The 14,935-nt window shown below is 65.5% G+C and carries 9 protein-coding genes; 6 read left to right on the top strand and 3 right to left on the bottom strand.

Annotation, left to right across the window (positions count from 1 at the left end):
- Window positions 1-6: 6 nt before the first annotated feature.
- The 3 genes from NTV05_14305 to NTV05_14315 are packed head-to-tail and all read right to left on the bottom strand — an operon-like array spanning window position 7 to window position 4,261.
- Window positions 7-1,542, bottom strand: coding sequence for a glycosyltransferase family 39 protein (locus tag NTV05_14305; GenBank protein MCX6545569.1), 1,536 nt, complete (start codon window positions 1,540-1,542; stop codon window positions 7-9).
- On the bottom strand, window positions 1,539-3,692 hold the full coding sequence (locus NTV05_14310) for a hypothetical protein (GenBank protein MCX6545570.1): 2,154 nt from the start codon (window positions 3,690-3,692) through the stop codon (window positions 1,539-1,541). Before NTV05_14310 ends, NTV05_14305 begins: the two co-directional genes overlap by 4 nt.
- Before the next feature lie 11 nt (window positions 3,693-3,703).
- Window positions 3,704-4,261, bottom strand: a complete 558-nt coding sequence (locus NTV05_14315; protein ID MCX6545571.1) for an OmpH family outer membrane protein — start codon at window positions 4,259-4,261, stop codon at window positions 3,704-3,706.
- Between the two features lie 313 nt (window positions 4,262-4,574).
- On the opposite strand from NTV05_14315, the gene NTV05_14320 reads away from it, so the two are divergent.
- The 6 genes from NTV05_14320 (at window position 4,575) to murJ (ending at window position 14,935) form a co-directional block, all read left to right on the top strand.
- Window positions 4,575-8,630, top strand: a complete 4,056-nt coding sequence (locus tag NTV05_14320; protein ID MCX6545572.1) for a hypothetical protein — start codon at window positions 4,575-4,577, stop codon at window positions 8,628-8,630.
- Between the two features lie 27 nt (window positions 8,631-8,657).
- Window positions 8,658-9,848, top strand: a complete 1,191-nt coding sequence (locus NTV05_14325) for a glycosyltransferase (protein MCX6545573.1) — start codon at window positions 8,658-8,660, stop codon at window positions 9,846-9,848.
- 36 nt (window positions 9,849-9,884) lie between these two features.
- Complete coding sequence (locus NTV05_14330; GenBank protein ID MCX6545574.1) at window positions 9,885-10,604, top strand: methyltransferase domain-containing protein; 720 nt, start codon at window positions 9,885-9,887, stop codon at window positions 10,602-10,604.
- A complete protein-coding gene (locus tag NTV05_14335; protein MCX6545575.1) occupies window positions 10,601-12,583 on the top strand; it encodes a hypothetical protein in 1,983 nt (660 codons plus the stop codon). Before NTV05_14330 ends, NTV05_14335 begins: the two co-directional genes overlap by 4 nt.
- 24 nt (window positions 12,584-12,607) lie before the next feature.
- Window positions 12,608-13,060, top strand: a complete 453-nt coding sequence (locus tag NTV05_14340) for a GatB/YqeY domain-containing protein (protein MCX6545576.1) — start codon at window positions 12,608-12,610, stop codon at window positions 13,058-13,060.
- A 237-nt stretch (window positions 13,061-13,297) separates the two neighbouring features.
- Window positions 13,298-14,935, top strand: a complete 1,638-nt coding sequence (gene murJ / locus NTV05_14345; protein ID MCX6545577.1) for a murein biosynthesis integral membrane protein MurJ — start codon at window positions 13,298-13,300, stop codon at window positions 14,933-14,935.

The raw sequence follows: 14,935 nt of genomic DNA on the forward strand, positions 1-14,935 counted from the left end.
ATGGCGTCACTGGTCGTCACGCGCCGCCTGCGTCCGCTCGAACAAGACGAGATCGGGCCACCGCCGCAGGAGCGTATACCCAGGCCCCAGGTCACCAGCCCGCTGCGCAGTATCAATCGTCGGCGACAATTCCGCCGTCAAGGGACCCAGCAGCAGAAACCGCACGTGGTGCTCCTGGACGAACCGGTCGAGCGATGCCAGGTCGGTCAGATAGCTGTGCGGAAACGCCTTTGCGTAGTTCTCATCGTAGAGCAGCCACGTGTCGTGCGGATAGAAGGCTCCGCCGGCGGGATCATCTGCCAGGTAATAGGACAAGTGGGTCGTGAACACCTGACGTGACCGTTCAATCCGGTGGCTGCGCAGGACGGCTGTGATTTCGTCATTCCTCACCTTCAGACGCGTCATGCGACCCCACGTGCGCCCGGCGTCGACCAGCGACGAGGCAGACAGGGCCAGTGCCAGCGCCACGACAATCGCCTTCGAGTACCGGGATTCCGATGGCGCGGCCAGCTGTACCAGAACCCTGCCCACCACGACGTACCACATCACCAGTTGGAACAGAATGGCCCTGTCCGTGTAGAACTTGGCCGCGAGCAGGAACGTCAGGGCGATCGCCGGCAGGGCGAGCACGGCCCAGCCTCGAGCCTCACGCCGCTTCGCGAGAATCGCGCCGGCGAGCAACAGCATCGCGCCGCCAATCTCGGTGAAGTAGCGGATCACGAAGATGGAGTACTGCTTGATGACCGCAGCGGGATTCTCGGTCAGGACTCTCACCAGCGTGTAGGACCGTGTCTTCTCGACGAAGTCGGAACCGACTCCGTAGTAGCCCATCGACACGCTTTTGATGTGCAGGTTGTAGAGCGGGTTGCCCTGCACAACGCCGCTCGCTACCAATTGCGGGGCGGCGGCGAGGACAAATCCTCCGAGCACCCACCAGATCGTCGATCGCCTTTCGGGTGCGAGGCCGAACATCACGGCCATCACAAGCGGCAGCAGCAGCAGGCTGTGGTACCGCACGAGGTAGCCGAGACCCAGGCAGACCCCGACGCCGATCGCGGCGCCGACGGAGGGCCGCCGCACGTACCGGGTTGCCACGAGCAGCCCCGCCACCATGAAGGCCGTCGCAAACAGGTCTGGCGTCTCGCCGGTCGCGGCAAAGAAGAATACAGCATCGATGGCGAGCAGCCCCTGCGCGAGGCGGCTGCCGGCCGCATCCCCGAAAGCGCCCCTGGTGAGCGCGGGCAGCATCGCGAGAATCGCCGCGCCGGACGCGGCCTGGATGAGTTTTCCGGACGTCAGAATGTTGCCGGTCACCTGGGTGACGGCGTTCAACGTCAACGGATAACCCATGCCGAGGAAACCGTTGGCGAACGCGGTCGGGACCCAGGCTCGCTGGGCGTCCGCGATCCAGATCATCTGGAAGAAGTCCGACAGAAACACGAAGCGGAGCAGCCACACGCCGACGCCGACATACACGGCCATCGCCACGCCGGGCAGCACCCAATCTCCGGTGCGACCGTTCCGAAAGGTCGTCGCTTTCATGATCGGATCTCGGCCGGAGATGCGTCGATGACCACCTCGGCGCCAGGTCGTCGTCTGGAACCAATGACCGAGAGCGCGATCGCGCCGACCAAGACCGTCAACCAGGACATCGCGACCAGGCCCATTCGTCGAGGGTACTCGATCTCCACCGAGTAGCTGCCGTCAGCCGGCGCGGAGAAGGCCAGTTGGCCACCTTCGTCGAACAGCGCGACGTCCCGGCCGCTCGCAGTTGCGGCCCAGGCGGGATAGTAGTGGGTCCGAATGACGACGTGATCTCTCGCACGCACGTCCTCCAGCGCCACCGTCGCCCCGAGTCCATCGTAGCGGGTGAGCCGCGCGCGGCCATTCGGTGTGACGACATCTCGGATGTCGGCATCCACGACGGCGTACTCCCGCCAGGGGTCGGCTCCCCACACCGGCGTGAACAGCGGACTCGCGTCAAGGTAGCGGATGGCAGGATCCGACCAGACGAACAGGTTCGCCACGCCCCATCGTCGCATCGTCTCGGCAAACTCCGCCGGCGGCGTATCAGCGATCGCGCGGCCGCGGAACGCCCCACCGGCGAGCGAGTGAGCGCGGAACGCGCTGCGGTGGAAACCATCCTGGGGCTGGCCGAAGAAACGCTTGCCTGTGGCGGCGGGCAGCAACGACTCGTAGTGGCTGTTGAACCTGGACCGTTCGCTCCGCGCGCCAGGCGTCGCTATCATGTTCCAGTGGGGGTTGTTCTCGAGCAGCACAGTTGCGCCACGAGCTCTGCTGATGTGCTCCACCAGCGCTTCGTTGAACGCGTTGACGTTTGGCAGATGCCAGACCCGGGTGAACGGCACAGCGACGAAGAGTCCCAGCACCAGCAGGACGGCCGGCGCGACGGCCGGCCGCGTCGGCAGCTTCGTCACGAAATACGCGAGCACCGGGGCGAGGACGAGAGGGTACAGATAGAGTTCGCGGGACAGCAGGATGCCAAGCTGGGGCGTATTCAAGCGCAGCATGAGCACGGTCGCCAGCGTAGCCCACGCGTAAAAGACCGGACGTGAACGGCGTGCCAATGCCACAGCCACCACAACCGGCAGCCAGATGTGGGCGGCGCCAACGTAGTCGTTGAACCAGCGCCATGGACGCGTCAGAATTTCGGTCGCGTAATAAGCATTCGTGACGAACCCGGCCCAGTCGAATGCCGGCGGTGCGGTCCAATACAGATTATTGGCGTGGAAGTACTCGGGGTACCTCAGGATTTCCCAGTGCAGGGGAAGTGCGCCGATGAAAGCGATGCTCAGCCCCGCCGCCGAAACACACGCGACGCGCCAACTGCGATAGAACAGCGCTTCGATCGCCAGCAGCACCGCGGCATACAGGTAGAACGCGGCGTGCGAATACAGCACCAGAGTCAACGCCGCGACGAGCAACGGGCCGCCCCATCGTCGGCCGAGACGCGCCGCGTGGCTTCCAGCCAGCGCCAATCCGGTAAAGCCCGCACCGGCCACGGAATTGGCCATGCCGCTGCGCATGATCGTGGCGAAATAGCCCGCCGTCAGCACGCACGCGATCCCGGTCGCCAGTCGCGTCATCTGGTCGTCACCGTCAAGCCTGATGTCGAGATAGACCGCAAGCGGGACAAGTACAGTGAACAGCGCGAGCAGGGCGTGAAACCCGAGCTCGGGGCCAAACAGCGAGAACGGCATGTAGGCTGTAACCGCCAGGCTCTGGCTGAAATCCGACGACGTATGGTAGCCCCCGAGGAAAGCCCAATTCCAACCCGTCAACGCGCCGTGCCGCAGGAGCTCGACACCGTTGGCGGTCAGCTGAAGCAGGCCTGGCCAGTCGTCGTAGAACGGAATCTGGGTCCAGGTAATCGGAGGAAACGCCGCCAGGAATGCGGCGGTCAGCAGTGCCAATCCCGCCGCCAGCGTGAATCCCGACATCCGACCGCCGTCAGCAGTCGCGTTCGGACGACGCCACCACCAGATGCCAAGAATCGTTGCAACGCCGAGCGCCGAACCGTACCAGGGGAGGCGCCAGCCATGCAGCGCCCCAGGCTCGGCGGCCCAGCGGGCCGTCGAGAGAAAGTTGATCCAGGCCACCGCGAGTGACACGACGAAGACCCCGAACCAGCGGAGTCTGCCACGCCATCCCAACCGCGCGGTGGTCTCCAATCGATCACCCTCTATTTGGCCGGCTTCGATTGCAGAGACTTCACCACGTCGGCGGTGATATCGATCGATGGCGCGCTGAAGATTACCCCAGCGGCGCCGCGTTCAAGCACGAGCTGATAGCCGAGCGCTGCCGCCATCGACTTGATGTGCGCCCGAATGCTGTCTTCCGTAAAACGGGTTCGGGTGGAGATCTCGCCCACCGCGCGCAGTTCCGCCTCCTGAAGGGCATCGCGCTTGCGCCGAATCTCCTGCAGCAAGTCCTGACGCGCCTGCGCCGTCATCGTACCGCTGCCCTCGGTGATCTTCATTTCGAGGGCGTGGACGTCAATTCTCTGCCGGTCGAGCTCCGCCATGCGCTTCGCGCGCAGGCTATCGATGGACTCCCCTGCAGCTCCTGACACCGCCCGCACGACGGCCGCCAGATCGACGACAGCAATCCGGGCCGGGGCGATTTTGCCGATTGAGGCGGGACTGGCGGCGCCTGGACGGGCGGGGCCCTGTGCCGTCGCACCTGCGATCGATAGCGTAAGCCCGACCGCGGCAAGTCCAAACACGAAGTGCTTGTTCACGTCATCCCCCTTGAAGCGGATCCGCCGAAGCCAGCAAGAACCTTCGGGCCGAAAGTGGCGAGATGCGGCTCAGCGGCGAACGCCCGGCCTTTCGGCCAGACAATCCCGTACGGCTAACGCCTGCGGACGCTGTGACCGATAGACCACACAGCCCGTGGTGCGGCCGCCTCATGCCAGTTCATGCAGGCGTAAGCCATGGCACAATTCGACTCGATTATGGCACAAGAACACGGTACAATTCTCGCATACAGTACAAGTCTCACTTGCTGGTTCGTGTTTTTTTCGCTTCAGCGAGATGTTCTCGAGGGCCGCCGTGTCCCGTTCCATACGTAACTCCTGTGGTGTGTTGTTTGCGGCCGTGATGGCGGCTGGTCTCGCCAGCCCGGCGTCTGCGCAGTTGGCGCCGGTGACGGGCACGACGACGCATGAGGTGGCCCGGGAGGACGCGTACTGGATCGAGGCCCCGTCGTACTCAGCGGCCTTCGATTTGACCAACGACGTCTACCTGGTGGTTTACAACACCTATTGGACGCCCAGCCAATCGCAGATCATGAAAGGCCTCTGGCTGGATGTCAACGGCAACCAGGTCGGGACCACGTTTACGATCGGGCCGGGCTTCGAGCCGCGCGTCATCTACGGGGCGGCCGACAATGCCTTCCTGCTGACCTATAACACCGGGAACTCGCGCAGCGCCATGTTCCTCCGGTATGCCGGGACCGGCGCCGCTACCAAGCTCACGCCGACGCCGCTGGTGCTCGGCCCGATGACGTGGAGCAAGTTGTCCTACGGCGAGGCCACCTATGTCCCAAGTACGGGGCTGTACCTGACGACATGGCGGGACGCGCCAGGGGGGCTGCCCTCTCAGGCCTACCTGCGGTCGATCAAGCTGGACGGCACGCTGGGGACGACCGTGGTGCTCAATACCAGGGTCGGTAATGGTGAAGCGCACGACTTCCCCGACGTCTCCTGCAGCCCCACCGAATGCCTCGCCTTTGGCCACTACTACAACGACGCGGCGCAGCGGTTTGGCAACTGGGGACGCTGGTTGGATTTGACCGGGACGCCGACCGGCGACATGTTCTACTTCGACATTGGCGGCCTGCACGACGACCAGCAGGTCGAGTACAGCCCGACGATCGGCAAGTACGTTCTGACGTGGATACTCGACATGGGCTGGCAGCGGGGCATGCTCCTGTCGGCGGGCGACACGAGCGGCACGGTCTTCGCCACCGGCTCGGCGAAGGGCCGCTTCACCACGATGCCGTACAACAGCGGCACCCAGACGTTTGTCAAGGTGATGGGCGGCTGGGACTGGCGGAGCTTCGCCCAGCAGCTGGATGCGACCGGTGCGCCGCTCGGGAGCGACGTACAGATCTCGAACGGGCCGACATCGGACGGTTGGACCGCCGCCGCCGCCAATCCGAAGCTGGGGCAGTTCCTCGCCGTCTATCGACACGACGTCACCAACCTGCGCGTCCTGCTCCTCCAGAGTGGTCTCGTCCAGCCGAGTTCCGGCTACCTGCTGTCAATCACGCAAACAGGTACCGGGTCCGGGACCGTCACGTCCGATTCCGGCGGCATCAACTGCGGGACCACCTGCAGCGCCACGTACGCGAACGGCACGGTTGTGACGCTGACGGCAACGGCGGCAAGCGACTCGGTGTTCGCCGGGTGGAGCGGAACCGGCTGCGCGAGCGGCAGTGTCACGATCACCGCTCCAACAACCTGCTCAGCGACGTTCAATCTGATCACGCAGTCGAGCTACACGCTGGCGGTCGCGAAGGCTGGCGCGGGCACGGGCACAGTGACGTCGAATCCAGGCACGATCAACTGCGGCACGACCTGCAGCGCCGTCTATGCCGGCGGAACGCAGGTGACCCTGACGGCAACACCTGCGACCGGATCACGGTTTGGCAGCTGGAGCGGCACGGGCTGTGCCGGCGGCAGCGTCACGGTCAACGCGAACATCACGTGCACGGCGACGTTCAACCTGATCGAGCCCTCAACGGGCGCGTTGAAACCGGTGGGCACGGGCTCGCAGATCATCGGCGAAACCACGGGCATCGACGCGTTCGACGTGGCATTCGATTCCACGATGCTGCAGTATCTGGTGGTGTGGAGCACGTGGAATCAAGAGGTCAAGGGTGTGCTCCTCAATTCGGCCGGCCAGGCCGCCGGAAGCGCGTTTGTAATCGCGAACGGACTCGCACCGCGCGTCGCATACAGCAGTGCAAGCGGCACGTACCTCGTCACGTATACGAGCGGCGCAACTCGCATGGCGCGTCCGGTGTCGCCTGTGGCTGGCGGCACGGCCACGCTCGGTACACCCTCGACACTCGGCAACCTGAGCTGGGTCTCAGGCAACGCGAACGCCGGCAGTTCAGCAGAGGTGCCCTCGTCGAACACGTTCCTCACGACCTGGTGGGATGGCGCGTCACACGTGATGATTCGCAGCATTGGCGAGAGTGGCCCGGTCGCCGCGGCCTCAACGCTCATCACGGAGACGGCGATACCGGAGTTGCCGGAGATCGCGTGCGGGCCAAGCGCATGCCTGGTTGTCGGCCGGACATGGACCAACGCCATCTGGGCTCGTTGGGTTGACCTCACCGGCACCGCGACCACGGCCCGCTTCGACATCGAATCTGGCGGCTCGAGTGCGCGCAGCATGGCTCGAGTGGCGTACAACTCAACCCAGACGACCTGGGTTGTCGCCTGGGTGCGGGACGACATTCCGCAGACAACCACCGTGGCGGCGGGCGCAGTGACGGCGGGCACAATCCAGCCGGTGGTCCCGAGCGGCACCGGATCGCAGCTCGATCTCGCGTTCAACAACGGGTTGGACGCATTCGGCATCGTGGCCCAAGGCGCGTCATCGGACATCTGGGCGCAGGGCCTCGACGGGGCTGGAACGCCGTTCAACGGAACAGTCCTCACAGCGTCGACTGTGCCGACCACGGATGGAATCCCGGCCCTGACGGCCAATCCGTCCGCAGGCCAGTTCCTGGTGGTCTACCGCCCAACTATCACGACGCTGCGGGTGCAACTGCTCGGCGAAGTGGCGTCCTCGGGCCTGGCCCCGTTCGGGGCATTCGACACGCCAGCCGATGGCGCAACCGGTCTCCAGGGATCCTTTGCGGTCACGGGCTGGGCGCTCGACGAAACGGGAATCGCTCGGGTGGAAATCTGGCGCGACCTCGTCAGCGGCGAGCCCTCAAGCAATGCCTACACCAGCGATCCGACTCATCCGGCCTACGGCAAGGTGTTCATCGCCAATCCGCTGTTCGTCGCCGGATCGCGACCCGATGTCGAAATCGCGTACAGCAACTATCCCAATGCCGCCCGCGCAGGTTGGGGCTACCTGCTCCTGTCGTGGGGGTTGTGGGGCCAGGTGGACTCCTCGAGTGCCATCACCTACAAGCTTTACGCATATGGGTACGACGTCAACGGGCTGAACACGCTACTCGGAAGCAAGACGATCACCGTCGACAACGCACACGCGACGAAACCGTTCGGTGCGATTGATACGCCGGGGTATGGCGCGACAGTGTCCGGGGCGTTCTATGGCTTCGGTTGGGCACTGACACCCAACAGGGCTTCATCCTGCTCGGTTGCAAACGGCAGCGTCCTCATGGGGATCGATTCCGGGCCGGCTGTTCCGGTGACCTACCTCGGCGCGCGATCAGACATTGCTGCGGCATTCCCGGGCTTCACCGACTCGAGCCACGCGGGAGGTTCCGTCTGGATCGATACGACGACGCTCAGCGACGGCGTGCACCTGATTGGATGGTTGGTGACCGACGGTTGCGGTGGCCAGGATGGCATCGGCAGCCGGTTCTTTACGGTGTCGAACGGCGCGGGTGCTGCGCGTGCCGCCCTCGGGGCGCCGGCAGCGGCCGCCCGCCGTTCAGCGCCAGCGGCCGTGGCCGTGGCCGCCGCGGCGGTCAGTGCCGAACCCCCCAGCGTCAAGATATCGGGGGGCGCCTGGCAACCGGTGGTGCCCGCCGGCGATGGCCCATCCGTGATCGAGGTTCGCCAGGGCGGCGCCATCGAGCTACGATTGCCGTCTGCCGGAGGTGGCTACACCGGCCATCAGGACATCCGTGGCGAGCGACGCCATCTCCCGCTGGGCTCCTCGCTTGACGCGGAAACCGGCGTGTTCTCCTGGCAGCCTGGGCCGGGATTCCTGGGGAACTTCGATCTGGTGTTCCTTGTTCAGGATCGCGAGGTGAGCCGCGTGCGCGTCGTTGTCAAGCCTGCAATACAGGGCGGGCTCGAGGCGCCTGACGCGGTCGGTGCTGCGGTCCCGGGCGATCGTTCGCCCGGTGCCGCTCGCTCACGCCCGCCGAAGGGGCCGATCAAGCGCGACTGACGCGTCGGCTCCAGACACGCGGAACTGATGCACATCTGTCACGTCACGGCTCATCTTCCTCCCGATCAGGCCGCCAACTCCCTGCTGCCTTTCCATCTCGGCACATGGGCCCGCGCAGCCGGGGACAGCATCGACTACATTGCCCATCCGCCTCGCACCGTGGACCCGAGCGGTACCGGAGCGACGGAATCTCAATTGGCGGTGCACGCCGCAGCGCTGCCAGGCAGCGTGACATGGGTGAAGGCGCGGCCACGATCCGGTGGAATCGCCCACGCGATTGGGCTGTCAGCCATCGCGGATGCCCGCCGCATGCGGGAGATGATCGCGCCGGTGGTAGCCGGTGCGGATATCGTGCACGTCCACAGCAATGGCCTGCTGCCGGAACTGGCAGCCTGGATCGCCGGGCGGCAGCGGAAGCCCGTCGTGATGACGCTCTATGGGACCGAGATCTGGCACTACCAACGCCGGTGGCCGCGTCCCGACTTGTTCACGCGCGCGTATCAGTCGGCGTCTCGCGTGACATTCTACAGCCGCGGGTTGCTGGACTACGCGGTGGGACGAGGACTCCAGCGAAAAGGGCTGAGTGTGATCTATCCGCCGGTGGCGGATCAGTTCGCCCGGCCTGACAGGGCGAAGCAACAGGCGGTCAGACGATCGCTGGGGATTGCCGAGCGGTTCGTCCTGTTGAACGTCAAACGCCTGCACCCGCTCGCGGGACAGCGGTACCTGATCGAGGCCATGCCGGCCGTGCTTCGGGACGCGCCCGACACAAGGCTCGTGATCTGCGGCACAGGCCCGCTCCGGAGCGAACTCGAGGAGCAGGCGAACGCGTTGGGCGTCGCCAGCCGCGTCACCTTTGCGGGACTGGTCGACAACCGATCGGTAGCGGACTATTACGCTGCAGCGGATCTGTTCGTCTTGCCATCGCTGCTCGAAGCGTGCCCGACCGTGGCGGTCGAAGCGCTCGCAAGCGGCACGCCCGTGCTGTCTGCCGATCATCCCGGAGGGGTTGAGCTGGCGAGTCTTTTCGGATCCGATGTGCTGGTCGTGCCTCGCGAGGATCCGGACGCCATCGCTCGTGCCATCGCTGCGTTTCTGCGCCACCCTGTCCGTGCCACCGCGGGAGCGGCGGCGGTCGTCGCGCGCGAGTTCAGCCCCGGCATCGTCGCCAGCCGCTTCGCGGCCGTCTATCAGGATGTGCTGACGGAGAGGCGATGAGGCGGGTCCCTCTCGCCCGCGCTACAATGACCCGACATGGACGTTGAGGATCCCGGCGCGCGCCGAGGCGAGTACGCGGAACGCGGCGACTACCATCGCACCCCGGACGAACACTGGGATTATCGCCCCACCTATCTCGCCAAGCTCCGCGCGGTGAAGACGTACCTGGATGGCTTGCCGGCCGGCACGCGTGTGCTGGATGCCGGATGCGGCGAGGGCGTGCTTGTTGATGCGTATGCCGACAGGCTTCGCATTGAGGGTGTGGACCTGAATTACAGGTCGGCGCGAGTTCAGACAGGATCGGTCACCGCCCTGCCGTTTGGCGATCGAACATTCGAACGCGTGTTGTGCCTGGACGTGCTCGAGCACTTGAGGCTCGACGAGCAGGCCCACGCCTTCGAAGAGCTGAGTCGCGTGCTGGAACCCGGCGGCGAGGCACTCGTCTCGGTGCCGAATCTCGCGCACCTCCAGTCCCGCGTGCACTTCCTCTTTACGGGCCGCCTCATCAGGACCGCCAGCGCGGCCAAGCATCCCGGCGATCGCCCAGTGGATGAGTATCTCGCGATGGCCTCGCGGGCGGGATTCACCGTGGCACATCGCCGGGGGATCTTCCCCACCGTGCCGGTGCTTACGGCGCTTGTCAGGCGCAACCCGGTCAGACTGGAATGGCTGCACACCGCCTTGACGCTGTTGCTGCCCATTCGGGGATGGGCGTTCATCAACCTCATCTGGCTTCGGAAGAGACCCGGGGCATGATTCGTCTGGTGATCCGCGCGGCGGTCGCCGCCGTGATTGGCGCGATTCTGGGAGTCGTGTTCGTCGTGGCGTCGTACGCGAGAAACCCCGCCATCGATCTCAACATGGATGCGGACCTGTCGGCGGTCGCGACCGGGTTCTATCCGCCGGAGCACGACGGCCCGCATGCCTTCGTGTGGACCATGCGTCGGGCGGATGTCTCGCTCGCAGGCATTGATCGCCGCGTCAACTGGTCGTGCAGCGTGCGATTTCGAGGTGCGCGCTCGAACGCCATTCCACAGCCCCGGCTGACCCTCGCCGCAGACGGAGGCCCCGGCTCAGTGTTCGAGGCCACCAATGAGTTCTCGGAGGCCGGGATCGCGATACCGATCCGTCGCGGGACATCGGGGCTGACGCTCTCCCTGACCAGTTCATCGGTGATGGTGCCTGGCCAGTCAGATCCGCGGGCGCTCGGCGTGCAGGTGGATCGGATCGCCTGCCGCCCATCCGAAGGGGGATTCGTGTTGCCGCCGGCCCGCGCGATGCAGACGGCCGCAATCGGGGGAGGCGCGTTCGGGGCGGCGCTTGCCGGGATGGGACTGCCCGCCGTCGCGGTGCTCGCGGGCACGGCGTTCGTATCGGCGGCCCAGGCCCACGTCGTTGCCAACGGCATCTCGCCGTTCGGATCGTTGCTCAGCAAGGCCGATGGATTCGTCGTCTGGATCGCCGGCCTGATGCTCGTCTCGGCATGGCTTTTCGAGGCGGCACGGAAACGGCCATTGCGAAACGCAGCGCGCTTTGTGGTCGTGTGTTCGGCGGTGTCGCTCTACCTGAAGCTGTTGGCGCTTGTTCAACCGTCCAAACCGCTCGTCGATGCCGTGTTCCACGCGCACCGCTTCGAGTGGGTGCTGGCGGGTCGCTTTTATTTCACGCAACTCTCCACAAGCGCGACGCCATTCCCATACGCCATCGGGCTGTATTTGTTCGCTGCGCCGTGGTCGTGGATCACGAGGGACTACGTCACGCTGCTTCGCGTGGTCGTCTGCGCGACCGAGGTGGCTGCCGGCGCGCTGCTCTATCCGATGATTGTCCGGGCCTGGGGTGACCGGCTGGCCGGGGCAATTGGCGTGGCGCTCGTGAGTCTGTTGCCGCTGTCGTTTGGCGTCGTCGGCAACGCGAACCTGACGAACGCCTTCGGCCAGTCTGTCGCGCTTGCGGCGATGGCGCTCGTGACCGTCTGGGCACTCACGCCCGATAAGCCGGGGCAGGTGATTGGCCTGGTACTCGTGTCCACGCTGGCCTTCATCTCGCACATCAGCACGTTCGCGCTGTTGATGGCCACTCTTGCGGCGACGTGGCTGTTGTTCCGCTGGCTGGGCGGACCGTCGCTCCGGCAAGCCGCCCGGTCGGTCCTGCTGGCGACGATTGTCGCAGTGCTGCTCGCAGTCGCGCTCTACTGGGGTCACTTCGGCAGCGTCTATCGCACACAGATCTCGCGGTTGGGCATCGCGACGACCGTCGTGTCAACGCCGCCTATGTCCGAAGGTGCGACCGGAGCGAACCCGAAGCCCGCTGCCGCGGATCAGCCGGCGCTTGGCCGCACGACGATCCCGTTGATGGGCCGCACCATGGAGGCGGCCAGGCAGACGATTGCCAACTTCGGCTGGCCTGTCCTCGTGCTGGCCGCCATCGGCGTGTGGCGGCTGTGGGCTACACACGTCTGTGATCGGCTGGTGCTCGTCGTCGCCGCGTGGGGCGCGACGGGCGCCGCGTTCTTGATGGCGAGCGTCCTGGGCCCGGGGAACGTCCGTTATCAGCAGGACGCCTGGGAGTTCATCAGCCGGGTCGAGCACGCCACCAGCCCGGCCGCCTTCGTGCTTGCAGGCCTCGGCGCGAGTTGGGCCTGGCATGCTGGAATGTGGTGGCGTCTGGTCTCGGGCGCGCTGCTGTTCGGCGCCATGGTTGTGGGCGCCCGTGCCTGGCTCGCCTGGATCCACTAGGGAAGGAAAGGCAGGTCAACAGTCATGTCATTGATCACCGACGTTAATGCTCGCATCACGCAGGCGATGAAAGCGCATGATTCGGTTGTGCTCTCGGTCTTCCGGATGCTCAAGACCGCGCTCGTCAACAAGGAAGTCGAGAAAGGACACGCGCTGGAAGACGCGGAGGCGCGGCAGGTGATCGGCACGATGATCAAGCAGCGGCGCGAGTCGATCGATCAGTTTCTGAAGGGCGGTCGACAGGATCTGGTGGACAAGGAAACCGCCGAACTGAAGCAGCTGGAGACGCTCATGCCCCCACCCGTCAGCGCCGAGGACATCCAGACCGCCATCGATTCGGCCATCGCCACCACCGGGGCGACCGGCATGAAGGACATGGGGCGCCTGATGAAGGCCGTGATGGCCGCCCTGGCCGGCAACCCTGTCGATGGCAAGACCGTCAACGATCTGGTCAGAAAGAAGCTGGCGGGAGGTTAGCCGGCAGAACTATTCTCGGGTGTCGCTCGTCATAAGGTTTGACAGGACGGACATCGCTCCGGCCTGTCCTCCTCCCGGGCACTCGCCTCCCGACAAGGTGAGTGCCCGCCCCTTCACCTCACCAGCCGCTCAAACCGACTCCCGGGGTTCCCGGGCCTGGAGCACCGCGAGTCTGGCATAGCCGAACCAGCGCTATCCCTCTGGGTAGTGACGATTGTGCTACGCTGACCAGCATCGATGTCCTCTGACCCGTCCGCGCCAGTCTCACCCGGACCATCCCAGGTCGCCCCTCCCCAGCTTGCCAGGTCGGCCGGGGTCATTGGTGCCGCCACCATGACCAGCCGCATTCTGGGCCTGGTGCGCGATACGGTGATGGCATTCCTGTTCGGCGCGGGCGACCACATGGACGCCTTCAACGTCGCGTTCCGCATCCCCAATCTGGTCCGCGATCTGTTTGCCGAGGGCGCGATGAGCGCCGCGTTCGTTCCCACATTCACGCACACGCTGACTCTCGAAGGTCGGGAACGAGCCTGGCGGCTTGGCAACATGGTGATCACGGCCCTGGTTCTGACCACGCTTGCCGTGGTTGTGGTCGGCCTGGTCTTTGCCTGGCCGATTACGACGGCGTTTGCTTCGAAGTACGCCGCGGTGCCAGGCAAGCTCGAGTTGACGGTGACGCTGACGCGCATCATGTTCCCGTTCCTGGTGCTGGTCGCGCTGGCGGCGGCGCTGATGGGGATGCTGAACTCGCTGCACAAGTTCTTCGTGCCGGCGTTCTCCCCGGCGATGTTCAACGTCGGGTCGATTCTGTGCACGATTGGGCTGGTCCCGGTGATGCCCCTGCTCGGGCTGCCGACTATCGTCGCTCCGGCGATAGGCGTGCTGGTCGGCGGCATGCTCCAGGCGGGCGTCCAATGGCCGGCCTTGCATGCCGAAGGATTTCGCTATCGCCCGGGGCTCGATATCCGGGATGCCGGCCTCAGACAGGTGCTGGCGCTGATGGGGCCGGGCGTGGTCGGCCTCGCTGCCGTGCAGATCAACCTGCTGGTGAACACGATTCTAGCGACCGGCGAGGGCACCGGCGCTGTGTCCTGCCTGGGGTACGCGTTCAGGCTGATGTACATGCCGATAGGCCTGTTCGGCGTCTCGATTGCCACCGCCTCGCTGCCGACATTGAGCCGGCAGGCTGCGCGCAACAATCTGGCCGACATGCGCGCCACGGTATCGCGTGGCCTGCGCCTCATGCTGATGTTGAATGTGCCAGCCACGGTCGGCCTGATGGCTCTGGCAACGCCGATTGTGGCCCTCATCTACGAGCGCGGGCAATTCCTGTCAGCGGATACGGCGAACACGGCGGCGGCGTTGATCTTCTACGCGCCGGGGCTGATCGGCTACTCTGCGGTCAAGATGGCGGTGCCGCCCTTCTACGCGTTGAAGGACAGCCGAACGCCCGTGATGGTTTCGGTGGCGGCGGTGCTCCTGAACGTGGCCCTCAACGTCGCGCTGGTCCGGGTGATGAGCTTCCGCGGGCTGGCGCTGGGAACCGCCATCAGCGCCATCTGCAACGCGGCCATCCTGCTCTGGGTGCTGCGCCGACGGCTGGGCGGCCTCGACGGACGTCGTGTCGCAGTGGCCATCGGTAAAATCTCCGTCGCCTCGGGGCTGATGGGCCTGGCTGCCTGGGGGACCGATTGGGCGATCGCGAGCGCGCAGCCGTTGCATACGCTGCCGATTCTGGCACTGCGCGTGGGATTGTCGATCGGCGTAGCCCTCGTGGTGCTGGATATCGCCGCCCGCGCGATTCATATCGAGGAATTCGTCGAGGCGCGGGCCACGGTCGTGGGGCGGCTGAAGCGCCTGCGGGGCGCGGCGTAG

It is taken from the genome of Acidobacteriota bacterium, assembly GCA_026393755.1.
Taxonomy (GTDB): Bacteria; Acidobacteriota; Vicinamibacteria; order Vicinamibacterales; family JAKQTR01; genus JBAXOX01.

Excerpts from the sequence above, each read along its gene's own strand:
- NTV05_14325 (MCX6545573.1), top strand. The coding sequence starts at position 8,658 with ATGCACATCTGTCACGTCACGGCTCATCTTCCTCCCGATCAGGCCGCC.
- NTV05_14340 (MCX6545576.1), top strand. The coding sequence starts at position 12,608 with ATGTCATTGATCACCGACGTTAATGCTCGCATCACGCAGGCGATGAAA.
- NTV05_14330 (MCX6545574.1), top strand. The coding sequence starts at position 9,885 with ATGGACGTTGAGGATCCCGGCGCGCGCCGAGGCGAGTACGCGGAACGC.
- NTV05_14335 (MCX6545575.1), top strand. The coding sequence starts at position 10,601 with ATGATTCGTCTGGTGATCCGCGCGGCGGTCGCCGCCGTGATTGGCGCG.
- murJ (MCX6545577.1), top strand. The coding sequence starts at position 13,298 with ATGTCCTCTGACCCGTCCGCGCCAGTCTCACCCGGACCATCCCAGGTC.
- NTV05_14305 (MCX6545569.1), bottom strand. The coding sequence starts at position 1,542 with ATGAAAGCGACGACCTTTCGGAACGGTCGCACCGGAGATTGGGTGCTG.